Annotated in this window: 22 protein-coding genes and 1 pseudogene; 15 read left to right on the top strand and 8 right to left on the bottom strand. The window is 70.2% G+C overall.

Annotation, left to right across the window (positions count from 1 at the left end):
• Window positions 1-10: 10 nt before the first annotated feature.
• From FHR33_RS27830 to FHR33_RS27850, 5 genes are read left to right on the top strand one after another with little or no spacing between them, the layout of a single operon-like run.
• Complete coding sequence (locus FHR33_RS27830) at window positions 11-1,240, top strand: ABC transporter substrate-binding protein (RefSeq protein WP_183653640.1); 1,230 nt, start codon at window positions 11-13, stop codon at window positions 1,238-1,240.
• Window positions 1,237-2,082 carry a carbohydrate ABC transporter permease gene (locus FHR33_RS27835; protein ID WP_312895752.1) on the top strand — a complete coding sequence of 282 codons (846 nt, stop codon included), beginning with the start codon at window positions 1,237-1,239 and terminating at the stop codon, window positions 2,080-2,082. Before FHR33_RS27830 ends, FHR33_RS27835 begins: the two co-directional genes overlap by 4 nt.
• A complete protein-coding gene (locus tag FHR33_RS27840) occupies window positions 2,079-2,891 on the top strand; it encodes a carbohydrate ABC transporter permease (RefSeq protein WP_183653643.1) in 813 nt (270 codons plus the stop codon). Before FHR33_RS27835 ends, FHR33_RS27840 begins: the two co-directional genes overlap by 4 nt.
• A complete protein-coding gene (locus FHR33_RS27845; RefSeq protein WP_183653646.1) occupies window positions 2,888-5,860 on the top strand; it encodes a glycoside hydrolase family 38 N-terminal domain-containing protein in 2,973 nt (990 codons plus the stop codon). The genes FHR33_RS27840 and FHR33_RS27845 overlap by 4 nt, the downstream gene beginning before the upstream one ends.
• Window positions 5,847-7,067 (top strand): enolase C-terminal domain-like protein, encoded by a 1,221-nt coding sequence (locus FHR33_RS27850; RefSeq protein WP_183653649.1) that lies wholly within the window; start codon window positions 5,847-5,849, stop codon window positions 7,065-7,067. The genes FHR33_RS27845 and FHR33_RS27850 overlap by 14 nt, the downstream gene beginning before the upstream one ends.
• 1 nt (window position 7,068) lies before the next feature.
• Here the strand turns inward: FHR33_RS27850 and FHR33_RS27855 are convergent, their stop codons facing one another.
• Genes FHR33_RS27855 through FHR33_RS27865 form a run of 3 tightly spaced genes read right to left on the bottom strand, consistent with a single transcriptional unit; the run spans window position 7,069 to window position 9,883 of the window.
• Window positions 7,069-7,833 carry an SDR family NAD(P)-dependent oxidoreductase gene (locus tag FHR33_RS27855; protein WP_183653652.1) on the bottom strand — a complete coding sequence of 255 codons (765 nt, stop codon included), beginning with the start codon at window positions 7,831-7,833 and terminating at the stop codon, window positions 7,069-7,071.
• Window positions 7,830-8,780: a DUF4432 family protein gene (locus FHR33_RS27860; protein WP_183653655.1), complete on the bottom strand. Its 951-nt coding sequence runs from the start codon at window positions 8,778-8,780 to the stop codon at window positions 7,830-7,832. Before FHR33_RS27860 ends, FHR33_RS27855 begins: the two co-directional genes overlap by 4 nt.
• Window positions 8,777-9,883, bottom strand: coding sequence for a DUF5005 domain-containing protein (locus tag FHR33_RS27865; RefSeq protein WP_183653658.1), 1,107 nt, complete (start codon window positions 9,881-9,883; stop codon window positions 8,777-8,779). Before FHR33_RS27865 ends, FHR33_RS27860 begins: the two co-directional genes overlap by 4 nt.
• Before the next feature lie 137 nt (window positions 9,884-10,020).
• Here FHR33_RS27865 and FHR33_RS27870 point away from each other — a divergent pair, with 137 nt between their 5' ends.
• Window positions 10,021-10,782, top strand: coding sequence for a hypothetical protein (locus tag FHR33_RS27870; RefSeq protein ID WP_183653661.1), 762 nt, complete (start codon window positions 10,021-10,023; stop codon window positions 10,780-10,782).
• A gap of 11 nt (window positions 10,783-10,793) precedes the next feature.
• Here FHR33_RS27870 and FHR33_RS27875 read toward each other — a convergent pair whose 3' ends face one another.
• The 4 genes from FHR33_RS27875 to FHR33_RS27890 all read right to left on the bottom strand — a co-directional run bounded on the left by FHR33_RS27875 (window position 10,794) and on the right by FHR33_RS27890 (window position 13,404).
• On the bottom strand, window positions 10,794-11,585 hold the full coding sequence (locus tag FHR33_RS27875; protein WP_183653664.1) for a hypothetical protein: 792 nt from the start codon (window positions 11,583-11,585) through the stop codon (window positions 10,794-10,796).
• 32 nt (window positions 11,586-11,617) lie between these two features.
• Window positions 11,618-12,157, bottom strand: a complete 540-nt coding sequence (locus FHR33_RS27880; protein WP_183653667.1) for a dihydrofolate reductase family protein — start codon at window positions 12,155-12,157, stop codon at window positions 11,618-11,620.
• A gap of 249 nt (window positions 12,158-12,406) precedes the next feature.
• Entirely contained in the window at window positions 12,407-12,862 is a 456-nt protein-coding gene (locus FHR33_RS27885; RefSeq protein ID WP_221241278.1) for a hypothetical protein, read from the bottom strand.
• Between the two features lie 5 nt (window positions 12,863-12,867).
• Window positions 12,868-13,404, bottom strand: coding sequence for a hypothetical protein (locus FHR33_RS27890; protein WP_221241279.1), 537 nt, complete (start codon window positions 13,402-13,404; stop codon window positions 12,868-12,870).
• A 250-nt stretch (window positions 13,405-13,654) separates the two neighbouring features.
• On the opposite strand from FHR33_RS27890, the gene FHR33_RS27895 reads away from it, so the two are divergent.
• From FHR33_RS27895 to FHR33_RS51925, 5 genes and pseudogenes are all read left to right on the top strand, one after another.
• Window positions 13,655-15,265 carry an ABC-F family ATP-binding cassette domain-containing protein gene (locus tag FHR33_RS27895; RefSeq protein WP_183653675.1) on the top strand — a complete coding sequence of 537 codons (1,611 nt, stop codon included), beginning with the start codon at window positions 13,655-13,657 and terminating at the stop codon, window positions 15,263-15,265.
• 64 nt (window positions 15,266-15,329) lie between these two features.
• Window positions 15,330-16,133 carry a hypothetical protein gene (locus FHR33_RS27900; RefSeq protein ID WP_183653678.1) on the top strand — a complete coding sequence of 268 codons (804 nt, stop codon included), beginning with the start codon at window positions 15,330-15,332 and terminating at the stop codon, window positions 16,131-16,133.
• Between the two features lie 562 nt (window positions 16,134-16,695).
• Window positions 16,696-18,069 carry a sigma-70 RNA polymerase sigma factor region 4 domain-containing protein gene (locus FHR33_RS50610; RefSeq protein ID WP_246452127.1) on the top strand — a complete coding sequence of 458 codons (1,374 nt, stop codon included), beginning with the start codon at window positions 16,696-16,698 and terminating at the stop codon, window positions 18,067-18,069.
• A gap of 5 nt (window positions 18,070-18,074) precedes the next feature.
• On the top strand, window positions 18,075-18,716 hold the full coding sequence (locus FHR33_RS27910; RefSeq protein WP_183653681.1) for a hypothetical protein: 642 nt from the start codon (window positions 18,075-18,077) through the stop codon (window positions 18,714-18,716).
• A 905-nt stretch (window positions 18,717-19,621) separates the two neighbouring features.
• A pseudogene (locus tag FHR33_RS51925) lies at window positions 19,622-19,933 on the top strand (C40 family peptidase); the annotation flags it as partial.
• A gap of 102 nt (window positions 19,934-20,035) precedes the next feature.
• Here the strand turns inward: FHR33_RS51925 and FHR33_RS27920 are convergent.
• Entirely contained in the window at window positions 20,036-20,533 is a 498-nt protein-coding gene (locus FHR33_RS27920) for an inorganic diphosphatase (RefSeq protein WP_183660335.1), read from the bottom strand.
• A 308-nt stretch (window positions 20,534-20,841) separates the two neighbouring features.
• Here FHR33_RS27920 and dacB point away from each other — a divergent pair, with 308 nt between their 5' ends.
• From dacB to hpt, 4 genes are all read left to right on the top strand, one after another.
• Window positions 20,842-22,005 (top strand): D-alanyl-D-alanine carboxypeptidase/D-alanyl-D-alanine endopeptidase, encoded by a 1,164-nt coding sequence (dacB, locus tag FHR33_RS27925; RefSeq protein ID WP_246452129.1) that lies wholly within the window; start codon window positions 20,842-20,844, stop codon window positions 22,003-22,005.
• 148 nt (window positions 22,006-22,153) lie between these two features.
• A complete protein-coding gene (locus FHR33_RS27930) occupies window positions 22,154-23,260 on the top strand; it encodes an Rv3626c family coenzyme F420 biosynthesis-associated protein (protein WP_183653688.1) in 1,107 nt (368 codons plus the stop codon).
• Between the two features lie 222 nt (window positions 23,261-23,482).
• The gene (gene tilS, locus FHR33_RS27935) at window positions 23,483-24,481 is read left to right on the top strand and encodes a tRNA lysidine(34) synthetase TilS (protein ID WP_183653691.1); all 999 of its coding nucleotides are present in this window, start codon (window positions 23,483-23,485) and stop codon (window positions 24,479-24,481) included.
• A 10-nt stretch (window positions 24,482-24,491) separates the two neighbouring features.
• Window positions 24,492-25,049: a hypoxanthine phosphoribosyltransferase gene (hpt, locus tag FHR33_RS27940; protein WP_312895753.1), complete on the top strand. Its 558-nt coding sequence runs from the start codon at window positions 24,492-24,494 to the stop codon at window positions 25,047-25,049.
• Window positions 25,050-25,105 lie beyond the last annotated feature (56 nt).

A 25,105-nucleotide genomic window follows, 5' to 3' on the forward strand; every position in this document is an offset into this window, starting at 1 on the left:
GAGGCCGGTCATGATCCGGCGTACCCCCATCCTGATTGCCGCATCAGTCCTTCTGGCCGCGTGTGGAAGCACTCCCACGGGCCAGCCCAAGACAGAGCTCACCCTCTACAACGACAAGGGCGCATGGAGTAAGTACTTCACCGAGATGGGCGCGCTGTCCAAGCAGCAGATCGACCTCGGCATGAAGCCGGTCGGCTACACCGACGAGCCCACCTACCAGGCCTTCATCAAGGCCTCCTTCCGCACCGACGTGAAACCCGACCTGTTCACCTGGCAGACAGGGGGGCTGCTCAAGGAGATCGTCGGGCAGAAGCAGGTCGCCGAGACCACGGCCATCTGGCAGGAGGCCATCAAGAACGGCGACCTGTCCGAGGACGTCGCCACCTACTACACCGTGGACGGCAAGCAGTACTGCGTCCCGCTGAACGTCGCCTACTGGGGCATGTTCTACAACAAGAAGATCTTCGACAAGCACGGCCTGAAGCCGCCCACGACCTGGGACGAGCTGATCACCGTGGCGGAGACGCTCAAGAAGGCCGACATCAAGGCCTTCTACCACACCTCCGTGCTGTTCTCCTTCGTCTGGTTCGAGCAGCTCCTCGCGGGGACCGACCCCGACCTGTACGACCGGCTCTCGACGGGCAAGGCGAAGTACACCGACCCCGGCGTCGTCCAGGTGATGGAGAAGTGGAAGTCGCTCATCGACGCCGGATACTTCAGCAACCCCGGCGACAAGACCGACCCCGCAGACGCGTTGAAGAACGACAAGGTGGCGATGGTCTCCTTCGGCACCTGGTTCAACACCAGCATGACCCAGCGCAACCTCGACGCCGGGTTCTTCGTCATCCCGAACGTCAACGCCTCGCTCCCCAAGACCTCGATGATCTTCGAGAGCGGCCCGCTGTGCTCGCTGGCCAAGGCGCCCGACCCGGCGGCGAGCATGAAGTACCTCAAGTGGTGGACGACCACCCAGGCCCAGGAGAAGTGGTCCTCCGCGCGCGGTGACGTGAGCGCCAACCCCAAGGTCACCATCAAGAGCGAGGTGCTCGGCCAGGTCACCAAGGACGCGGGCAGCGGGAAGTACCGGCTGGTCAACCGCTACTTCGAGGCGACCCCTCCGCCGATCCTGACGGCCGCGCTCGACGGCTTCGGGCTCTTCGTCACCAAGCCGGACAGCTACCGGCAGGTGCTCGAGGACATCCAGAAGAAGGCCGACGAGTACTGGAGCACGCACCAGTGACAGGCAGAGCGGCCCCGCTGCTGGGCAGGTTCCGCGCCGGGTACGTGGCCCCTTCGGTGCTGCTGGTGGCGGGGCTGCTCTACGCGCCCTTCGTGTGGACGGCCTACCTCAGCCTCACCCGCTACGACGGCCTGATCCCGCCCGAGTGGGTCGGGTTCGAGAACTTCGTCAAGCTGCTCGACGACCCCGCGCTGCTCACCGCGATCCGCAACACGCTCATGTGGGTGGCGGGCACGATGCTGCTGCCCGTCGGGCTCGGGCTGCTGGTGGCGGTGCTGTCCTACGACATCAGGGGCGGCGCGTGGTTCCGCGTGCCGTTCATGCTGCCCTACGCGCTCAGCGGGGCGGGGCTCGGCCTGGTCTGGAGCCCGATCCTGTCCCACGACGGCATCGCCAACAAGCTGCTCGGCGTCGACACCGCCTTCCTGCAGGAGGCGCCGCACAACACGATCGCGATGCTGCTGGTCTGGACGTGGCAGCAGCTCGGCGTCAACACGCTGCTGTTCGCGGTCGGCCTCCAGTCGATCCCCAAGGAGCCGATCGAGGCGGCGCGGCTCGACGGGGCGTCGGGATGGCGGCTCTTCCGCCACGTCATCTGGCCGCTGATGGCGCCGCTCACCGCGGTCGTGGTGGGTCTCGCGCTGGTGGCGAGCCTGAAGAGCTTCGACATCGTGTGGGTGATGACGCAGGGAGGCCCAGGCCGCAACTCCGAGACGCTGGCCGTGACCATGTACCGCGACACCTTCGTGGCCAGTGAGTACGGCTACGGCTCGGCCGTCGCGGTGATGCTCACCGTCGTCACGGGGCTCGCCTCCTACCTCTACCTGAGGGGGCGCAAGTGATCAGAAGGGCCTTCCTCGTGGTGCTCGGGCTGATCTGGCTCGGCCCCACCTACCTGCTGCTCGTCAACGCCTCGCGGCCGCCCGACAGCTACGACTCCTCCAGAGCCTGGATCCCCTCGCCCGACATGGCGCTGTTCACCAACTTCGCCCAGGCGTGGGAGTCGGCCAACCTCCAGGAGAGCCTGGCCAGCACGGCGCTCTACAGCGTCGTCTCGCCCGCGCTCGGCGTGCTGATCGGCGCGATGGCCGGGTACACGATCGTGGTGCTGCGCCTGCGGTACGGCTTCTGGTGGTTCATGCTGCTGTTCGGCGGCACGATCTTCCCCTCGCAGATGCTCCTGGTGCCACTGTTCGTCGGTTTCAGCGACGCGGGCCTGTACGACTCCAGGGTCGGCATGATCCTCGTCTACACCGCGATCAGCGTGCCGCTGTCGGCCTTCGTGCTGCGCAACTTCTTCACCGGAGTCGCCTTCTCGATCTTCGAGGCGGCCAGGATGGACGGCGCCTCCACCTTCCGCATCTTCTGGCGCGTCTACCTGCCGCTGGCCACCAGCGCGCTGGCGGCGGTCTTCATCCTCAATTTCACCTTCATCTGGAACGACCTGCTCTTCGGCCTGACGTTGACCCAGACCGCCGAGGTACGGCCGGTGATGACCGCGCTGGCCGGTCTGGTGACCGACGTCTACGCGGGCACGCCGGTGCCCGTCGGACTGGCCGCGGGGCTGGTCGTGTCACTGCCCACGGTGGTGCTGTTCGTGGCCACCCAGCGGATGTTCGCCCGTGGACTCGCCCTAGGAGGACTTTCATGACGAGTCGGCTGCTGCAGCCGAGCCTTGGTTCCCCCGACTACGACGGCATACGGCAGGCGCTGCGCGAGGACACCTCCACCCCGGTGATCTCCGTCAGGGGCCTGGAGGCGAGGGCCTCCGTGCTGCCGTTGATCACGCACGACGGGCGCCAGGCGGTCAGGGTCTCGGTGACAGGCCTGGTGCCGGCCCGCATGGAACACGAGCTGGCAGGCGTCGACAGGGCCGAGGGCGCGGACGTGACCCTGCTCGTGCCCGAGGTGTCGCAGCCGACCGACTTCACCCTGCGGCTGAGCGACGGCGAGGGGCTGATCGGCGAGGCGACGATCACGGTCACGCCCCAGCGCCACTGGGACGTCTTCGTCGTGCACCACTCCCATCTGGACATCGGCTACACCGACCCTCAGGGCACCGTGCTGCGTCACCATCTCGACTATCTGGACGCGGCACTGCGGTTGACGGGGGAGAGCGAGGACTGGCCCGACGACGCCAAGTTCCGCTGGACTGTCGAGTCGTCGATGCCGGCGCTGCGCTGGCTGGCCGCACGCCCCCGCGACCTGGTGGAGGCGTTCAAGGAGCGGGTGCGCGAAGGGCTGATCGAGGTCACCGCGCTGCCGTTCCAGTTGCACACCGAGGCGTGCTCGACGGAGGAGCTCTACCGCCAGCTGCGCTTCACCGAGGAGCTGCCGACCCGCTCGGCGATGCACACCGACGTGCCAGGCGCGGTCGTCGGGCTGGTCGACGCGCTGAACGCGGCCGGCGTGCGCTACCTCGCGGCGGCGCACAACTGGGCGGGGCGGTCGGTGCCGTACCTGCACGGCGGCGACAAGCTGACGCGGCCCTTCAGGTGGCGCGCCCCCAGCGGCAACGAGCTGCTGGTGTGGTTCACCGACACGCCGCACGGCATGGCCTACATGGAGGGCAACACGGTCGGCCTCGCCGACTCCTTCGAGCTGGCCGACGACCTGCTGCCGCGCTACCTGTCCGCCCTCGCGGGCAGGGGCTACCCGTACGGTCCCGGCACCTTCGGCTGGCAGGGGCCCGACGCCGACAGGGCGCCCTACGAGCTCGACGCCCTGCACCTGCGGGTCCAGGGAGCGCACGCCGACAACGCCGGGCCCTCGATCGTCCCCGCCTCGATCGTGCGCGAGTGGAACACCAGATGGGCCTTCCCCCGGCTGCGCTCGGCGATCAACAGCGACTTCTTCGCGCACGTCGAGGAGCGTTACCACGACCGCCTCGCCGTACACGAGGGTGACTGGACCGACTGGTGGGCCGACGGGCTCGGGTCGGGAGCGCGCCCGCTCGGCTACGTACGGCGGGCGCAGAGCGCGCTGCGCGCCGCCGAGACCCTCCACACGCTGGCGGGCGCCGACGCCACCGAGCAGATCGACCTGGCCTACGACAAGGTGGCGCTGTTCAACGAGCACACCTGGGGCGCGGCCAACCCGTGGGAGGACGCCGAGGAGGCGGGCGACTCCGGCGGGCTGCAGTGGACGCGCAAGTCGGCGGGCGCCTACGACGCGCAGGACGACTCGGCCGACCTGCTGCAGGCGGGCATGCGCAGGTTCGGGCGGCGGTTCGGCGGCACCGGGTTCGTGGTCGTCAACCCCGGCACCCAGCGCAGGACCGACGTGGTGCGGGCCTTCCTGCCGCGGGACATCGTGCCGCTGGAGCAGCCGATCGCGCTGGTGGACGAGCGGACGGGCGAGCGGATCGCGCACCACGAGGAGGTCGTGCACCCCGTCGACTGGCCGACGCGCCCGATCGGCCGGCACGTCAGCGCGGTCGTCAGGGATCTTCCCGGGTACGGCTACGCGTTCGTGTCGATCCAGCAGGGCGACGCCGTCGAGACGCAGGAGATCGACGAGACGATCGAGAACGAGTTCTACCGGGTGAGCTACGACGTCCGCGAGGGCTACATCCGCTCGATCTTCGACAAGGTGGCGGGCAGGGAGCTGGTCAACGCCGACGCCGCGGCCGGCTTCGGGCAGTACGTCTACGACCGCTACGCCACGGCCCCCCACTTCAACCACATGTCGGGCCATGTCGGCGCGCACGACAGGACACTGCTCGGGGACAGGGCGATCGGCCGCCACGCGGCGGTCGTCAAGGCCGAGCGCACCGCGATCGGCGAGAAGCTGGTCGTGGAGCTGCAGGCCAAGGGCGCCGACTGGGTGCGCACGACCATCGAGCTGCACGCGGGCGTGCCCAGGCTCGACCTGACCTACCAGCTGGCCAAGCAGGGCACGCCCGCCAAGGAGGCGGTCTTCGTGGCCTTCCCCTTCGCCAGTGAGGGCCCGCCCTCGGCGTGGGAGCTGACCGGCGGCGTCGGAGGAGGCCCGAGCGTGCCGGGCTCGGCCGCCTACATGCTGCCGATCAGGCACTGGATCACCTTCGACGACCCCGGCCTGTCCATCGCGTGGGCCACGCTGGAGGCGCCGCTGGTGCAGCTCGGCACCATCCACATGCCCTACGCGCCCTTCCCCGCCACGCTGGACGAGGAGCAGGCGACGATCTACTCCTGGGCGCTCAACAACATCTGGGACACCAACTTCCCCACACAGCAGCAGGGCGAGACGACCTTCCGCTACGCGGTGACCTCCTCCGCGGACGTGAAGGGCACGGCGCTGGGCGCGCTGGCCGCCTCGGGCCTCACCGACCCCTTCCTCGGCATCCTCGCCACAGGCGACGCCGCCCCCTCCAAGGAGGGCGTCTTCGTGACCGTGGACCATCCCGAGGTGCAGGTCACCTCGCTGGGCCGCTTCGACGAGGGCGTCGTGGTCAGGCTGCAGTCGTTCGCCGACGTGCCCGTGGAGGTCGAGGTGGGCCTGCGGGGGCTGCGGTCCGCGCAGGTGAGTCCGGGCCTGGCGCGGGGAAGGAGGCCGCTGGAGGTCAGTGCGGAGAAGGTCAGGGTACGGCTGCCCGCCTGCGGAGTGGCCGCCGTTTGGGGGACCTGTGAAGATCGTTGACATCCGGGCCACGACGGTCGCCGTTCCCCTGGAAGCGCCGCTGAGACACAGCAACGGCGCCCACTGGGGCCGCTTCGTCAGGACGATCGTCGAGGTCGAGGCCGACAACGGCCTGGTCGGGCTCGGCGAGATGGGCGGCGGGGGCGAGAGCGCGGAGGCGGCATTCCGGGCGCTCCTGCCGTACCTGGCGGGGCACGACCCGTTCCAGCTGGAGGCGCTCCGCTTCAAGATCGCCAATCCGACGGCGTCGCTCTACAACAACCGCACCCAGCTGCTCGCGGCCCTCGAGTTCGCCTGCCTCGACCTCATGGGCCAGCACCTCGACGTGCCCGTCCACGACCTGCTGGGCGGGAAGCTGCGCGAGCAGGTGCCGTTCGCCTCCTACCTGTTCTTCCGCTACGAGGGCGAGGGCTTCGCCGAGGTGCGCACGCCCGACCAGCTCGTCGAACACGCCAGACGGCTGAAACGGGAGCACGGGTTCACCGTCCACAAGCTCAAGGGCGGGGTGTTCCCTCCCGACTACGAGCTGGAGTGCTACCGGGCGCTGGCGGCCGCCTTCCCCGGCGATCGGCTGCGCTACGACCCCAACGCGGTGCTGTCCATGGCCGAGGGCCTGCGCTTCGGCCGCGCGATCGAGGGCCTGGACAACGACTACCTCGAGGACCCCGTCTTCGGGCTGGAGGGGCTGCGTCTGGTCCGCGAGCAGGTCAGGGTTCCGCTGGCGACCAACACCGTCGTGGTGAACTTCGAGCAGCTCGCCTCCAACGTGCTGCGCCGCTCGGCGGACGTCGTGCTGCTCGACACCACCTTCTGGGGCGGCATCAGGCCCTGCATCAAGGCGGCGGGGGTGTGCGAGACCTTCCAGCTGGGCGTGGCGGTGCACTCCTCGGGCGAGCTGGGGATCCAGCTGGCGACGATGCTGCACCTGGGCGCGGTGCTGCCCAACCTCACCTACGCCGCCGACGCCCACTACCACCAGCTGCGCGACGACGTCATCGTGGGAGGGAAGCTGGCCTACCACGAAGGACGCATCGCCGTACCCGAAGGGCCGGGGCTCGGGGTGCGGCTGGACAGGGAGCGGCTGGCCCGCTACGCCGAGCTCTACAAGGAGCTCGGCGGCTACCCCTACGACCGCGACCCTGGCAGGCCGGGCTGGTACGCCCAGGTGCCGAACGAGCGCTTCGCCGACCCCTACGCGGCGCCGTGACCTAGTCGGGCAGGGCGGCGGGGTTGCGAGCGAGCAGGCCGCCGTCCACCCGGTGCTCGGCGCCCGTGATGAACGACGAGCGCGGCCCGGCGAGGAAGGCGACCAGCTCGGCGACCTCCTCGGGCCTCGCCACCCGCCCGAGCGGATGCGTGCGGCCCCACTGCGCGACCTGCTCCTCCTGCGACAGCGACCCTCGCCACAGGTCGGCCGCCCACCGCAGCATCGGGGTGTCCACCGAGCCGGGGCAGACCACGTTCACCCTGATGCCCTCATGGGCGTGGTCGAGCGCCATCGCCCTGGTCAGGCCGTTCAGCGCGGCCTTGCTCGCGGTGTAGGCGGCCACCCTGGTCTGCGAGGCGAACGCCTGCACCGACGACATCAGCACGATCGACCCGCCGCCCCTCCTGCGCAGCGCGGGCACGGCCGCCTTGCAGGTCAGGAAGACGCCCTTGAGGTTGATGTCGAGCACCTCGTCCCACACCTCGACGGGGGTGTCCTCCACGGTGCCGTAGCGCTGGACGCCCGCGCAGGTCACCACGATGTCGAGCCCGCCGTGCCGGGTCTCGGCCAGGTCGACCAGCTCGCGCATCCGCCCCTCGTCGCGCACGTCGGCCGCCACCTCGGTGACGCCCGGCGCGCCGTCCCCCGCCTCCAGGCCGCAGGCGATCACCGAGGCGCCGCCCGCGGCCAGCCGCTGGGCCACCGCCTTGCCGATGCCCAGCGTTCCGCCGGTCACCAGGGCCACCTTGCCCTCGAACTCGCTCACGCGATCACCTCCACACGCAGTCGCGAGGTCCTCGACTGTGCGGGGCCGAGGAGCATCGCCGTCCCGTTGTCCACCGCGGCGGACAGCCCGTCCGTCGGCATGCTGGAGAACGGCTCCAGCCCCACCACGTAGGCCGCGCCCCACCACGGCCAGTCCGTCGAGGCGCCGAGCTCCTGCCACAGCCACAGGTAGGGCATGACCTCAGCGTCCCACTCCACGCGCAGCCCGACCTGCGACGCCACCTCGTACCAGCCGGTGTCGAAGCCGGTCAGGTAGACGATCTCGCTCGGCGAGCCTGGCGGCGGCACCGTGAACAGCTCCTCGGCCCGCCGCCCCCGCGGATCTATGGACGTGGCGTGCGGGATCACGCGCACCCCCTCGGGCACCCTGATCCGCGCGCCCGGCCGCAGGAACGGCCTGCCGAAGGCGAGATGGTGGCCCCACATCGCGTGCAGCGCCACCGGCGCCTCGTTCGTGACCCGCCCCTCGACCTCCAGAGCGGCCGTTCCCGAGGCGAGCCTGAACGTCTTCTCCACCCGGTACGGCAGGCGCCGCGTGCGCACCGCCAGCCGTACCGCGACCTCGCGGGCCGTGTCGGTCAGCACCTCGACCGACCACGGCAACCCCGCGACCTCACCGTGCTGGGCCAGCCTGGCGCCCCTGTAGACACTGGGGGCGCCGCCGTTGGGGAAGACCTCCTGCCAGCCGCCCTCGTAGTGGTCGACGAAGGCGCCCACGTCGTCGGCCGCCTGCGGGGGCAGCGGCCTGCGCAGCCCCTGGGGCGACAGCCACACCAGGTCGGTGTCGGACGGCTTGTGCAGGAACTCCACGACGTCGCCGCCCTTGTCGGCCAGCACGGTCACGCGCAGGCGCTCGTTCTCCAGCACGAGCGCGCGCATGCCCTCGATCGTGATCTCCCGCAGCCTGGCGGCCCAGTTGCGCCTCACTCGAAGGCCAGGTCCAGGAAGCGTGGCCGGTAGATCGTCACATCGCGGTAGTGGTCGGTGTTGACGAAGCTGTTGACGTTGTAGGAGACGACCAGCCCCGGCCCGGCGATCTCCGGGTGCGCGTGGGCGTTGTAGGTGAAGATGTTCCCGCCGGTCTCCGGGGTCGTGTAGACCGTGGTCTTGTTGCTGAAGGGCCCGTACGGCGTGCAGCTCGTGTAGGCGACGATCTTGGAGCTCAGGATCTCGGTCGTGTCATGGGTGATCAGGACGTATCCGCCCTTGACGCGGCTGACCGAGTACTCGTTGGCCACGCCGTCCATCAGCCGCGCGGAGTCGGCCTGGTCGGCCGACCAGGTGCCGTCGGCCTTCAGATACTCCCAGCGGCCGAGCAGGCTGGCGCCGCGCACCCTGGCCAGGTGCATGTACTTGGTCCCGCCGAGGTCCTCCACGCCATAGACGTAGGTGTGGCGGCCGTCCCTGTGGATGCCGGAGGCCCACGCCACCTTGTGGCCCGAGGGCAGGTCGTGCACGCTGATCGGCCGGTCGAGCCGTCCTGGGGCGAAGCGGGCGACCACGTTGCGGTGCCAGCGCCAGTCCCACGCCCCGGTGCCGTAGCGCTCGTACTCCTGGTAGGTCACCTCGACGATGCCGCCCGCGACGGTCGCGTCACCGGCCCAGTACCAGTGGTCCTTGTCGCGTGGCGGCATCACGGCCTTGGGGTTCTCGGACGTGCCGCCGTAGATGGTGGACAGCCTGCCGTCCTTCTCGACGGCGAAGGTGTTGTTGAGGAAGACGGTCGTGCCGCCCTCCTCCCTGACCGGCGGGCGTGAGCCGTCCGGGTTGACATGGCCGAGGAAGGTGTCGGAGAAGATCCACAGCTCTTTGCCGCCGGGGAGCCTCACGGAGTAGGTGCCGTCCGCGCCGGTCCAGTCGTCGGTGCGGCTGTTGTCGTTGCCCTGGTCGGTGAACAGGGCGCTCAGCCTGGCATCGGTGGTGGTGGCGCGGAAGGTGGGAAGGTCGCAGGTGGTGGTGGTCGCGCCGGCCGCTTGGGGAGCGACCAGGGAGACGAGGACGAGGAGGAAGGAGAGCAGGAGACGCCGCATCGCAGCCCCTTATCGGCTGGGGGATCTGCTAATAGTTCTAGTCATCAGATCACTTGCTGTCCAGAAGTTCGGGCAAAGACCTACTTCGCGCTGTGCGGACTTTCCGGTTATCCAGGGGTTTCTGGTGAAATACCGCAATGCCTCTGCTCGCGCTCGTGCTGTCTGCGCTGCCGGGACTCGCCGAGGTCCTCTCGTTTCCCTCGCAGGAGAGCTTCGGCTGGTTCGCCTACGCGCCCAGGCCCGCGCTCGCGTCCCTGGCTGCCACACCGTGGCTGCCGTTCGTCCTCTGCGGGCTGACGCTGTGGGCGCCCCGGGTGCTGGGCCCCGTCGGGGTGGCGGCCACCTGCGCGACGCTCGCGGTGGGGACGCTGGTGACCGGCGAAGGAACGTGGTTCTCCATCACCTGCCACGTGGCCGTCCTGGCGATCCTGGCGCTGGTGTGGCGGCGTGGCTACCGTGGGGAGCGGCCCGCGCTGTTCACCGGCCTCGCCTGGGCGGTCGCGGTCATCGCCACGGCGTGGGATCCGCTGGAACGCCTGGTCCACACCCTCTCCTGGGAGTGGGAGCGCGAGGCGGGCCGCTCTCTGGAGGTCGTCTACCGGGACCCGGCCTTCGTGTTCGACCCCGGGCTTCTCTGGGCGATGCTCGTCGCCGTGTTCGTGACCGCGGCCCACCTCACCGGTCGTCGCCTCGTGGCCCTCATGGCCGTCCCCCTGCCGGCGATCATGGCCGCTTCCTGCTGGCCCTCGTGGCAGGCCGTGCCGTACGGGGTCGCGGGGGTGGCCCTGCTGCTCGCCTATTGGCGTCCGGCCATCCCGCGAGAGGCGCCGCCGCCGATGGTGGCGCTGGCGCTCGTCGGCGCGGTGGCGACGCTCGTGATGGTCTACTTCGCCCCCTGAGGGCTGCCGCGTCAGCCGTCCACCGCGGGTACGGGGTTGATCAGGTCGCCCGATGCGCTGAGGTCGTCGCCCGGTTGGACGGGCCACGCCTCCAGATCCGGCGCGGCCAGCACGGCGGCGATGAGCCCGGCCGAGCCGCCGACGAGGGTGGAGTCGAAGTCGATCTCCGCTCCGACGCACCACGAACGGTCGGCCGGCCACAGCAGGCTGGGGGACTGCGGCTCGAAGCCGAGGGGCGACTCGTGCCATCCCATGTCGAGCGCCGCCCGCAACGGCCCGCGGAAGAGCAGATGGTCACGGTCGGGCAGGCGCAGCCGAGGCAGCGCCCGCACCTCGGCGGACACGCCCGGCTCCGGCACGCGGGCGGGCTCGACCCGGCCGTCGTCGCTGACGGAGAAGATCCGCACGCCGCGGCCGTCGACCCAGCCCCAGCCCTCCCAGAGCGCGTGGAAGCAGTCCTGCTCGCCGGTGAAGGGCGCGAGGACGTCGATCAACGCGGCGAGCGCGGCGGGGGCGAGGTTGCCCACCCGCACGTCGCCTTCGTCCCATGTCGCCGCCCCGCTCGCGGGGCTCGCGACGGCGGCCCACTGCATCAGGGCGTGCGGCACGCGTCCCGTGAGCTCGGCGACCCGCGACCACGTCAGCGGTGGACGGTCGTCGTCGAACTCCACCGGGTGCAGGACGCGGGCATAGGCCGCGAAGCCGTCCGGGACCACCGAACCGACCGATCCGAGCGGTCCGCCCAGCCTGTCGGCGATCCAGTCGCCCACTGACACGTCCGCGACGGGCTCAAGACCGTCCATGTTCACCCCGCCGTCGTCGGTGCTCCCCGCTCCTACTTCGGAGCGTAGGTGAGCACGATCACGCCCGACGCGAACGGCGTGGACTTCACGAGCTTCAGGTGCGTCGTGTCGATGCCGTCGAGGAGGCGCTCGCCGCCACCGGCGATGACGGGGAACATCCAGAAGTGGTACTCGTCGACGAGCCGGTGCTCCAGCAGCGTGCGGTCGAGCTCGCCGGTGCCGAACTTCAGGATGTTCCGCCCCGGCTGCTCCTTCAGCCTGGCGACCTCCTCGGCCACGTCTCCCTCGATGACGGTGGCGTTCCACTCGGCGCTCTTGAGGGTCCTGGAGGCGACGTGCTTCGGTAGGCTGTTCATCCTGACGCCGTACTCGCCCGCGGCCTCCTCCATCTTCGGCCAGACCGCGGCGAAGCCCTCGTAGGTCTGCCGCCCCAGCAGCAGCGCGTCCGCGGCGAAGAGCAGCTCGCTGGCGTGGCCGTTGTACTCCTCGTCCCAGTACGGCACGCCCCACCTCTCCGGCGACCCGATGGATCCGTCCAGCGTCACGAACGTCGACTCGATGAGCTTCCTCATGGTCTGTCCTTTCAGTTCCGGTTGATCGCGTGGGTTCACTGTGACGCAGGACGCTTACCGTTCTCTTACCGTCAGCCCGCCCCCCTTCGTAAGAACCCCCATGGACGGCGGACGGCCAATATTCGCGTGCTCGCCGCGGAAACCGGGCTGTACCCCCGCGCGAGGGCCACACGGAGGGAAAACGTCATGGGACACGTCGAGGTCGCGCACATGACATGCGACCTATGACCCCCCTGGGGGCTAGGAGGATCAGTAGGGGCTCATCTGATCCAGCACCTTGGCGGCGAGAGCAACGAACTCCTTCGCTTTCTCCATGTCTTGAGTGACGTCATCAGATGTGATCTCTGGAGTGTCGAGCCGAGGATATTCCGCGTTGTTGCGTCGGCGGCGCATGCGGTCGAAGGAGCGGAGCGACTGGCCGAGTGGCGGATCCAGTTGGGCCGTGACGGCATCCAGGACGGCGAGATGACCACCCCTGCTGGTGGCGCGCAAACCCTGATTCTCCAGGATCGAGGCGAGTGCCTTTCTGGAGGCGTCGTAGAGAAGCTGGTACGCGCCTGTCGGGTCTGTTTCAGCGCCCTTGTGGGCGAGTCCGAGGTGCCGCTCGGCTTGGGCGATCAAGGTGTCGGCGTGTTGCCGACTTGGTGGCACCCGTTCGAGTTGTCCCGAGGACAGCATGGCGTCGATCTGGTCGCGTCCTTGCATCCATCTCATGAGGGGGTCCGCTTCTGGATCAGGGGGTACAGGGGCTTGCTCCGCAAGGAAGTCACGAAGGGGTCGTCAGAATCGCTGGTCCAGGATCTCGACGGGATCTGGCTGATGTTCACCTCGCGGCCGAGGGTCCGTTCGGCGGTCCGAGCCGCGTCATAGACGGCGTCGGCGTCCGGGGATCCCACGATGAGAACGTCGACGTCCCTGGGCGGCGGTCCGGCGTGATTGGCGTATCTCGCCGCCCATGAACCGTAGACGTACGCCTCGTCGATTCCGGGGATCGGTTCGAGAAGAGGCGGGAGGACGGCTGCCGGGCCGTACGTCACCGCCAGGAGGTCCGTGAGTGGTTTCGCGACGATGGTGTCCATGTCGGCGCGGATGAGACGCAGGTTGCCATGCCGTCTCTCAACGGTCAGCCCGGCGCCGGAGAGCCGATCCGCCTCGCGGCTCACTGTCGACTGCGACGCGCCCACGTGCGTGGCGAGGTCGGTCGTGGAGTATTCGCTCTCCGGATGGAGGTACAGCCAGGCGAGCATCTCGCCAACGGTGTTGGACCGTAGCAGGGGCAGCAGCACCGGCGGGGTTGCCCTCATAGATGCATAGTATCATGCAAGATTAGCAAACTTCGCTACGCTGGGTGACAGAGTCGCCACGTAGGCTCCGGCTTGCCGTCGCGTCGATCTTGTCGTAAGCGCCTCACCGGCTGTGCCGTACTCGGCGGAAATCGGGATGCCCGGACGCGAAACCGCCATGTAGCCTGCGCGAGGACCTAGGAAGGGAATCGCTGTGGGACACGTCGAGGTCGCGCATCTCACCTACGTCCTGCCTGACGGCAGGCCGTTGCTCAACGACGTGTCCTTCCGCATCGGCGAGGGCGTCAAGGCGGCGCTCGTCGGGCCGAACGGCGCGGGCAAGACCACGCTGATGCGCCTGGTCGCGGGCGACATCCAGCCGGTCGAGGGCGGCGTGGCCAGCTCGGGAGGGCTCGGCGTGATGCGCCAGTTCGTCGGCAGCGTCCGCGACAGCAGCACCGTGCACGACCTGCTGCTCAGCGTCGCCCCTCCCGCGGTACGGCAGGCCGCCGACAAGCTCGACAAGGCCGAGCTGGCCATGATGGAGCGCGACGACGAGAAGACCCAGATGCGCTACGCCCAGGCGATCACGGACTACACCGACGCGGGCGGCTACGACATCGAGGTGCTCTGGGACACCTGCACGATCGCGGCGCTCGGCGTGCCGTACGACAGGGTGAAGTACCGGGAGACGGCCACGCTGTCGGGCGGCGAGCAGAAGCGCCTGGTCCTGGAGGCGCTGCTGCGCGGCCCCGACCAGACCCTGCTGCTCGACGAGCCCGACAACTACCTCGACGTGCCGGGCAAGATCTGGCTGGAGCAGCAGCTGAGGGAGACGCCCAAGACGGTCCTGCTGGTCAGCCACGACAGGCAGTTGCTGGCCAACGCCGCCGACCGCATCGTCACCGTCGAGTCGGGCGGCATCTGGATCCACGGCGGCGGGTTCGGCACGTACGCCGAGGCGCGCAGGGCCCGCAACGCCCGCCTCGACGAGCTGCGCAGGCGATGGGACGAAGAGCACGCCAAGCTCAGAGCCCTGGTCAACATGCTCAAGAACAAGGCCAGGTACAACGACGGCATGGCCGCCCCCTACCACGCCGCGCAGACGCGTCTGCGCAAGTTCGAGGAGGCGGGCCCGCCGGAGGAGGCGCCGAGCGACCAGCGGATCAGCATGCGGCTGAGAGGCGGCCGTACGGGCAAGCGCGCCGTCATCTGCGAGCAGCTGGAGCTCACCGGGCTGATGAAACCCTTCGACCTGGAGATCTGGTACGGCGAGCGCGTCGCCGTCCTCGGCTCGAACGGCTCGGGCAAGTCACACTTCCTGCGCCTGCTCGCCGAGGAGCCCGTGAGGCACACCGGTGTCGCCAGGCTCGGCGCCCGCGTCGTGCCGGGGCACTTCGCGCAGACGCACGCCCGTCCCGAGCTGCACGGGCGCACGCCCTGCGAGATCGTCATGACCGAGCACGCCAGGCTCAAGAACGAGGCCATGAAGATCCTCGCTCGCTACGAGCTGGCCGGGCTGATCGCCGACCAGCGCTTCGAGACGCTGTCGGGCGGGCAGCAGGCGCGCCTGCAGATCCTCCTGCTCGAGCTGTCGGGCGCGACTCTGCTGCTGCTCGACGAGCCGACCGACAACCTCGACCTGGCCAGCGCCGAGGCGCTCCAGGACGGCCTGAACGCCTTCGACGGCACCGTCGTCGCCGTCACCCACGACAGGTGGTTCGCCGACGACTTCGACCGCTTCCTGGCGTTCGGCTCCGACGGGAAGGTGTACGAATCGCCCGAACCCGTGTGGGACGAGGCTCGAGTGGTGCGCCAGCGTTAAAGACTTGGTACGGCAGGCGCGTGTCCATGCCTGCCGTACCTGTCTGACGGGCTATCACGGCAAAGTGATCCCGCGTAGCCGTATTCTCGCCGCCCTCGCCCTGATCCTCGTGGCGGGTTGCTCCTCCACGCCCGACGAGCCGTCCCCGCAGCAGATGCGCCCGCTGGCGCTCAAGGAGCAGGCGTCGTCGGTCGCCAAGGGCGACCACGGGTACGTCGTGAGCTGGGCGGGCGTGCTCGGCAACAGCAATCCGTGGCACTTCGGAGAGAACGTCGTGGCCACGATCGTCGGCGTCGACGCCAAGGGCGCCGAGGTGTTCCGCATGGACCAGCCGCTCGACGCGATCCCGCCCTCGGGGACGCTGGCTTTCACGGGCCAGGCCGTGACGGGCGCCAAGCCGGAGAAGGTGACGATCAGCCACAGGTCGGCGCAGTGGCGTCAGACCGCGCGCGTTCCCTCGTCCCTGCGCAAGTTCCCTGTCTCCAGGGTGCAGACCATCAAGCAGAAGGACGGGACCTACCTGGTCACAGGAGACGTGGGCAACCCCTACGTGCTTCCCGCGAGCAGCCTGGCGGTCAGCGCGCTGCTGCGCGACAAGTCGGGCAAGCTGCTGGGCGGCGCCAGCACGTTCGTGGACGACGTGCGGGCGGGCAAGACGCCGCGCTTCATCCTCACCGTCGAAGGGCTGCCGTCCTCGACGCAGGTGGGCGCGACCGAGGTGGTGGCTCGGACCTGGGGCTCGACGGGCCGGCCGTACGAGGAGCTGGCGATGGGGGGAGCGGTGCCCGTCCACACGGTCAAGCCCCGCACCGCGCCGTTCGCGAAGGACAAGGGACGGCACGCGGTTCCTGGCGAAGGCAAGCCCTGATCCCATTCGTCGAACGAAATATCGGACTCCGCTGAGTGCATTCACGATAAGGCGAGCGTCGCCCCGCGTTCTGGCGCTCGCCCCCTTCGCCGGTGCCCCCCGCTCGCCCGTCCACCACGCTTCCCCGCAGGCCACCGGGCTCTTCGCCGGACACCGGAGGTCCTTTCTCGCGCGCCCCGCCATTTCCTCCGCCCACCAATAAGGCGATAAATCGGTCATTGGCGGTAATCGAGTGAGGGCTTTTCCTGCGAGCGCGAATGAATCGGTAGAACTACTAGTTACCAATCCATTACCTTCAGTCACATGAATGACCGCGTCCTGGTCGAAGCTCTCCGTTCCCGCGACCCCGGTGCCCTCACCGCGCTCTACGACTCGCATGCCGAGGGCATCTACCGATACTGCTGGTCCGTCCTCAAAAGCCCCGACAGCGCCCAGGTCGCCCTGCGCGACACGCTGATCGCGGCGGAGGCGCACGTCGGCGCGCTGGCCGACCCGGACCGATTGCGAGGATGGCTCTACGCGCTGGCCAGGCAGGAATGCCTGCGGCGCCGGTCGGGCCGCCGTGGCCGACGACGCCACGGAGACACTCGTCGCGGTGCCCGCCGTGGCCGCCGCCGACGCGGACTTGCGGATCATGGCGTGGAACGCCGTGCGCGCCCTCACCGACGCCGAGAGCGAGCTCCTGGAGCTGACCGCCAGGCACGAACTGTCCACCTTCGACGTCGCGGCGGTTCTCGGGGTCACGCCGCGCCAGGTCGAGACGGCGCACGAGAGCGCCCGCGACCGGCTCGGCGACGCGATCACCGCGGAGGTCCTGGCGAGAAAGGGCCCCTACGACTGCGCCCAGCGAGCGGCGATCCTCTCCGGATTCGCGGGCGAGCTCACGGCGGAGATGCGCGAGGAGGTCGTGACCCACCTACCCAGGTGCGAGACCTGCGCCTCGCACAGGGCGGGGCAGGTCTCGACGGCGAAGGTGTTCGAGCTGCTGCCGACCGTGGTGCTGCCGGAGACGCTCAGGGTCAGGGTGATGAGCTGCTTCGTCGACCCCGAGCTGCTGCCGTACAGGAGGTATGTGGCGCGCAGGTCGGCGGCGCTCGACGCGGAGGGGTTTCCCCAGTCAGGCGACGGCAGGGGGCGGCGCTGGTCGCAGGCGCTGGCGGGCGCGCTGGCGGCGGTGGCCACCGTCGCGGCCATCGGGATGATCTTCAGCTATTTCGGCCACGACGGTGACGGACTCACGGGCATCGCCTCGGGGGCGTTTCCCGCGACCGGAGAGCCGCCGGGCATCAGGCTGCCGTGGCTGCCCGACCCGCACGAGACACCCATCACGGTGGAGCCCATCCTCGACAGCTCGGCGACGTACCCGATCGGGGCCTACCGTTCGACCGCGCCGGTGACCGTGACGACGCCCGACGTGGTGCCGACGCGCAGAGACCTGCCCGTCCCCGTCCCTACGCGCACGGGGCCAGGGCCTGCGCCCACAGGGCCGGGCGAGCCGTCCCAGACGCTGTCGCCTGGCGAGACGCAGGGCCCCAAGCCGCCGCGTGACCACCACGGCAGCCCCACGAAGTCGCCGTGCCCGACCAAGAAGCCGACCCCGAGGCCGACCGTGACGGGCACGCCCACCGCCACGCCGACGCCCCACCCCGAGCCGACGCCGTCCCCCACGCCCACCGCCACGCCGACCGATCCGCCCAAGCCTGAGCCCACCCCCACGCCCCCACCCACCGAGACCGCCCCGACGAAGGACCCCCAGCAGGGCTCCGACGGCGGGTCCACCGCGCCGGGCGGCGGCTCGGGAGGCGACTCGGCGCAGGGCGGCTCCGGAGGCGGGTCAGGCGACGGCACGGGAGGCGGAGGCGCGGGCACGCCCTCGGACGTGGGCGCGCAGGAGCCGCCGGTCCTGGCGGAGTCGAGCACCCAGGAGAACGCGTAGGTCGGGTGGAGCGCTTCACCGTCAAGGGGCACAGGGTCTGCCCGCTCCCTCTCAGGGGAGAGCTGGCCGACCTGGTGCCCCGCATTCATGAGGTCGGCTGGCCGACCTGGCTCGACCCGGGCCCTCGCATGCTGCGCGACGTCCTCGACCAGTGCCGCCTGTTGACCGCCCGCGCCCTGGCCACGCTCTCGTGGCTGGCCGCCGGCGACCTCCCCTCCGACCTCGAGTGGCTCTGGACCCAGCGCAGGCTGACGGGCCCTCGCCAGGAGCGCATGTACGGCGCGGCGGCGACCGTGCCCGACCCCGTCCTGGCGCTGGTCGTCGCCGACTGGACCTGGGCGCTCGGCACGCCCTACGGCGGCAGGGTCACCGCCCCCTATCTCGCGGGCAGCGCCTACCCGCGCGACGGTCATCAGGCGGCCCACGCCACCATGACGCTCTACCAGACCTACGACCGCTATCCCGAGTCGCGTCCCGCGATCGCCGCCGCGTGGGCCGCCGCCCGCGTCACCGCCGACTGGTGCAAGGCCGCCGAACTTCACGCTGCGTATGGGAGCGAGACCCCGGTCTTCACCTATCCCCGCGGGACGATTCCTGCCGCCGTGTCCGTCCGGCCCTGGATAGAACGCCTGTTTCGCCTGCGATGATGACGGTACGTGAGGTTCATGTGTGCGGAGCGTGACGAACGGGAAGTGTGTGCATAGAGTGACGACTCATGCGCGGAGGGGAGTCCATGCACACCGTCAAGAAGCGGCTGCTTGTCGCCTGCTGCCTGCTTGTGGCGACCTGCCCGCCGGCGGCCGCCGAACCCGCCCCTTCCGCGGGCGAGGTCGCCGAGGCGCGCGCCGCCGTACGGCACAGGGCCGAGGCCCTGGGAGCGGCGAGCGTACGGCTGGCCAACGCCCACACCCGCCTGGAGGCGCTGGTCGCGGAGGCCGGGCGGAAGGTGGAGGCCTACAACGGCCAGCTCGTACGGCTGGAGCAGGCCAAGGCCCGCCACGCCGCGGCCACGGTGCGACTGAAGGCCGCCGAGGCCAAGGTGGCGGAGGCCAGCGCCGCCGTCTCCATGCTGGCGGCACAGTCCTACGGCGGCATGGACCTGAGCAACCCCATGGTCGGCATGCTCAGCGACGAAGGCGGCGTCCCCGGGTACCTGCACAGGGCGGGCATGCTCGCCTCCATGGGCGATGAGCAGGGCGAGACGCTCAAGCTGGTGCGCGACACCCAGGAGGTCGCCGCGGTTCTTCGCGCGCAGACCCAGGAGGCCTACGCCGAGCAGCAGGACGCCTTCAGGCAGGCCCAGGAGGCCAAGGCGGCGGCGCGGGCGGCGGTCGACAGGCAGGCCAGGGAGGCCAAGCTGATCGAGGCCGAGAAGAGGCGGCTGCAGAGCAGGGTCGACGCCGCGCGCAGTGCGGCCGAACGGCTGGCCAGGCAGCGCGAAGAGGCCCTGGAGCGTGCCAGGCTCGAACGCGAGGCGCGCCTGGCCACCCGGCTGGCGCACAGGGGAGGCGCCGCCGCCGGAGGCTGGGACGCGGGCGGCTCCAGCGCCACCATGGGCGACGTCGCGGCCGACTGGGCGCTGTCGCAGCTCGGCAAGCCGTACGTGTGGGCGGCCGCGGGGCCGTCCAGCTACGACTGCTCGGGGCTGACCATGCGGGCGTGGGAACAGGTCGGTGTCCGGCTCGACCACTGGACGGGCACCCAGTGGACCTCGGGCCCGCACATCCCGCTCGACCAGCTGCGCAGGGGAGACCTGCTGTTCTTCGGCAAGCTCACCAGCAACCCCGGCGACATCCACCACGTGGGCATGTACATCGGCAGGGGACTGATGGTGCACGCCCCGCAGACGGGCGACGTCGTCCGCGTCGCCTCGATGTGGCGCAGAGACCTGGTCGGCGCGACCAGGGCCCCGTTGACCCCGAGAGCCGCGCACCCCCGCAGGGGAGCGCGGCTCTCGGAAGAGGCGTCAGTGGGCGCCGTAGCCCTCGTCCTTGGCGCGCTGGAAGGAGCGCACGATCTCGGCCTCGGCCTCGACCCTGCCCACCCAGTTGGCGCCCTCGACCGACTTGCCGGGCTCCAGGTCCTTGTAGACCTCGAAGAAGTGCTGGATCTCCAGCCTGTCGAACTCGGGCACGTGGTGGATGTCGCGGATGTGCTCCATCCGCGGGTCGGTGGCCGGGACGCACAGGACCTTGTCGTCGCCGCCCTTCTCATCCGTCATGCGGAACATGCCGACGGCGCGGCAGGTGATGTAGCAGCCGGGGAAGGTCGGCTCCTGCAGCAGCACCAGCGCGTCGAGGGGGTCGCCGTCCTCACCGAGGGTGTTCTCGATGAACCCGTAGTCGGCGGGGTACTGCGTGGAGGTGAACAGGAGCCGGTCAAGCCTGATCTTGCCGGTCTCGTGGTCCACTTCGTACTTGTTCCGTTGCCCCTTCGGAATTTCAACGACAACGTCGAACTCCACCGCGGTTCCTCCGCTCGAGCCCCCGGGCACCCCCGGATGGGCGTTAGTGTCTCGTAGGCGAACTGAGAGAGAGGGTCGGCGACGTGGTAAGGCGCGAGCGGTGGGTGACGTTGACCACACTCGCCGTGCTCCAGGCCGTCACGATCGTGACCGGCGCGTACGCCGTCACGAACGACTTCAGCCTGGGTGCGCTGACGAGGCCAGAGTCACAACCGACCGTGCCGGCGGAGCCTTCTCCCGTTCCGGTGATCACCGCGGGGCCAGTGCTGGCCACGGGTGGGAACGGACCTCTCCCGACTAAGGGTACTTTGACCTCGCAGCTCACCGACGCCCTGGGGGACGAAGCGCTCGGCGGCAGGGTGGGCGCCGTGGTCCTCGACGCCGCCACGGGCCAGCAGATCTTCGCCGCCAACCCCGCGACGGGCATCACCCCCGCCTCCACCACGAAGGTGGTCACCTGCGTCGCGGCCCTGGCCTCCCTCGGCCCCGACGCCCGCCTGAAGACCTCGGTGGTCCAGGGCGCGAACAGAAGCTCGATCATCCTGGTCGGCGGCGGCGACCCCACTCTCGCGGGTCCCTTCGCCAAGGCGGGCGCCTACCCGAAACAGGCCTCGCTGGCACAGCTGGCCTCCCGTACGGCCGCCGCGCTCAAGTCGTCGGGCGTCACCAAGGTCACGCTCTCCTATGACGCCTCTCTCTTCACCGGCCCCACCAGCGCCCCCGGCTGGAAGTCCAACTACATCCCCGACGGGGAGGTGGCTCCCGTCCACGCCCTGACGATCGACGTGGGCCGCCAGCACCCCTCCTCCAGAGCGCCGCGCGTCTCCAACCCCTCCGCCTTCGCCGCCGCCGCCTTCGCAGGGCTCCTCGACAGGTACGGCATCAGCGTCGGCAAGAAGGTGCGGCCCGCCAGGGCGCCGCAGGGGGCGGCCGCGCTGGCGACGGTCGAGTCGGCGCCCGTCTACGCGCTGGTCGAGCGCACGCTGACGATGAGCGACAACGACCTCGCCGAGGCGCTGGCGCGGCACGTGGCGATCAAGGAGGGCGAGCCCGCCTCCTTCGAGGGCGCCTCCCGCGCCATGATCACCGCGCTGAAGAGGATCGGCGGAGCCAAGGGCGTCATGCTCTCCGACGCCTCAGGCCTCTCCATCAGGAACCGCATCAGCGCGGACGCCATGGCCCGCGTGCTGGCCATCGCCAGCAAGGATCCTGCGCTGAGGCCGATCCTTTCCGGCATGCCCATCGCGGGGTTCACCGGCACGCTGGGCCACAGGTTCACCCGTGACGACAGCAAGGGCGAGGTCGGCCTCGTGCGCGGAAAGACGGGCACGCTCAACAACGTCAACACCCTCGCCGGGTTCGCCACCACGCTCGAGGGCCGGCTGGTCACCTTCGCCTTCATGGCCGACAAGGTGCCGGTCAACGCCGAGCCCGTCCTCGACCGCCTCGCCGCCATCGTCGCCCGCTCCTGACGACCGCCTGCCCCGCCTCCTGGCCCGTCCGGGAACCCCGCCTCCGGTTCTTCGCAGGCCACCCGTCCTCGCGCGCTCCCCTGCCCTGTCCCGAACGCCCGTGGCCAGTTCTTCGCAGGCGGGGAGGGAAGCACGTACGGTGGACGTTATGCAGGTGATCGACTGGGATCTGGCCGTCTCGACCGGCACGCGCCTGGTGCGCCCCGGACCACAGGTGAGTCGTGAGGAGGCCCGCCACGCCGTCACCGAACTGCGCACCCTCTCCCGAGAGGCGGAGGGCCACGTCCGCGAGTTCACCAGAATAGATGCGGCCACTCCGCCGCAGCCCGCGACAATCGTCGACAGACCAGGCTGGATCAGGGCGAACGTCGAGGGTTTCCGCGTCGTGCTCGAACCGCTCACCCAGCGGATGGCCAGCCGCGACAACCCTCCACCCGCGATCGTCAGCGCCGTGGGCTCGCGCATCACCGGCGTGGAGGTGGGCGCCGTGCTCGCCTTCCTCGCCTCGCGCGTGCTCGGCCAGTACGAGCTGTTCCTCCCGCCCGACCCCACGGGACGTGAGCCGATCGGCCGCCTCACCCTCGTGGCTCCCAACATCGTCAACGCCGAGCGGGAGATGGGGGTGCACCCTCGCGACTTCCGCCTGTGGGTGTGCCTGCACGAGGAGACGCACCGGGTGCAGTTCACCGGGGTCCCGTGGCTGCGCGAGTACGTCAGGTCGCAGATGACCGAGTTCCTGCTCGCCTCCGACCTCGACCTGCCCACCCTGCTCGAACGGCTGCGCAACGCCGCCGACACCGTGGCGGACGTCGTGCGCGGCACCGGCGAGGGCAACCTCATCGACGCGATCCAGACGCCCGAGCAGAAGGAGATCCTCGACAGGGTCACCGCGGTGATGACGCTGCTGGAGGGGCACGGCGACTTCGTGATGGACGCCGTCGGGCCCACCGTGGTGCCGTCCGTGGCCGACATCAGGTCCAAGTTCAGCCAGCGCCGCGAGGGCGGCTCGCGCCTCGACCGCACGGTGCGCAAGCTTCTCGGCCTCGAGATGAAGATGAAGCAGTACGCCGAAGGGTCCGCCTTCGTCCGCGAGGTGGTCGGGAAGGTGGGGATGGACGGGTTCAACCGCGTCTGGACCTCACCCGAGACCCTGCCCACCTCCGACGAGATCGCCGCGCCCGACCGTTGGATCGCCCGCGTGGTCCCGCAGGACCAGCCCGCCATCCCCCCGCAGGCCACCGACCCGGAGGCCTGACCGCTCCCCGGCGGCGCGGCAGGGCGGGGCCGGCGGAGGCCGCCACGCGACTCGGCGCGCGCTTTGTCACCCCGGAGCGCGCCACGTGACTGGGCGTGCGCCACGTGACTGGGCGTGCGCCACGTGACTCGGCGTGCGCCGGCGAGTCGGCGGGCACCTTGTGACTGGGCGGGCGCCGGGAGAGGTGCCGCCGCCTTCTCCGCGGGCGGGACAATGGCGGGTATGGGTCCACACCCCGCCGTCGCCGACGTACGGCGTGCCGTACGCGAGGCGCTGGCCGACCTGAGCCCTGGCGACCTCGTGCTGGCCGCCTGCAGCGGCGGGGCCGACTCCCTCGCGCTGGCCGCCGCACTGGCCTTCGTCGCGCCCAGGGCGAACCTCAGGGCGGGCCTGCTGACCGTCGACCACCAGCTTCAGGACGGCTCCGCCGGGCGGGCCGCCGACGTGCTCGGGCACGCCGCCGCGCTGGGTCTGGCCCCCGCGGAGACGCTGAAGGTCCGCGTCGGCACGGTGGGCGGTCCCGAGGCCGCCGCGCGCGACGCCCGCTACGAGGCGCTCGCCACGGCCGCCGACCGCCTCGGCGCCCGCACGGTCCTGCTCGGCCACACGCGCGACGACCAGGCGGAGACCGTCCTGCTCGGCCTGGCGAGGGGCAGCGGCCCGAGGTCGCTGTCGGGGATGGCGTCGAGGGCGGGGCGCTACCGCAGGCCCTTCCTCCACCTGGGCAGGGACACCACCGAGAGCGCCTGCCGCGCGCTCGGGCTGCTCTTCTGGGACGACCCGCACAACGCCGACCCCCGCTACACCAGGGTGAAGGTGCGAACCAGGGTCATGCCGATGCTGGAGGCCGAACTCGGCCCAGGCGTCGCCCAGGCGCTCGCGAGGACCGCCGATCTGGCGCGGGAGGACTCCGACGCCCTCGACGAATGGGCCGCGAGAGCCTTCGCCGATTGCGCTCTAAGCGATATCGAGGGGGGCGTGGCGCTGGCCGTACCGGGGCTCGAGGGCCTCCCTGACGCCGTCAGGCGGCGGGTGTTGCGGCGGGCGGCGATCGCGGCGGGGGCACCCGCCGGCGCGCTGTCGGCGGGCCACGTGCTGGCGGCGGATCGGCTGATCACGGCATGGCGGGGGCAGGGAAGGGCCGACCTACCCGGGGGAGTTGGCGTGGTTCGGCGGTATGGCACCCTTGTGTTCGCCCCCGCGCAAGAGAACCAAGCGTAAGGACACCCAGGTGGACGCAGCCGACATGGGCAAGGACCTCGAGAAGGTCCTGATCTCCGAAGACGAGCTCCAGGCGAAGATCAAGGAGCTGGCCGCTCAGATCGACGCAGACTACTCAGGCAAGGACCTGCTGCTCGTCGGCGTGCTCAAGGGCGCGGTGATGGTGGTGGCCGACCTGGCCAGGGCCCTTCACCTGGCCGTCGAGACCGACTGGATGGCGGTCTCCTCCTACGGCGCGGGCACCAAGTCCTCGGGCGTCGTGCGGATTCTGAAGGACCTCGACACCGACATCACCAACCGCCACGTGCTGATCGTCGAGGACATCATCGACTCGGGCCTCACGCTGAGCTGGCTGCTCGACAACCTGAAGTCGCGCAACCCCGCCTCGCTGGAGATCTGCGCCGCGCTGCGCAAACCCGACGCCATCAAGGTGCCGATCGAGGTGAAGTACGTCGGTTTCGACATCCCCAACGAGTTCGTGATCGGCTACGGGCTCGACTACGCGGAGCGTTACCGCAACCTTCCCTTCATCGGCACCCTGGCCCCCCACGTCTACGGCGGCTCATAGACCTGGAATGGCCGGGAACATCGAGTGACCTGACGTACGTTGGTAGGGCAAAGGCC

The sequence above is a fragment of the Nonomuraea dietziae genome, assembly GCF_014195505.1.
GTDB lineage: Bacteria > Actinomycetota > Actinomycetes > Streptosporangiales > Streptosporangiaceae > Nonomuraea > Nonomuraea roseola.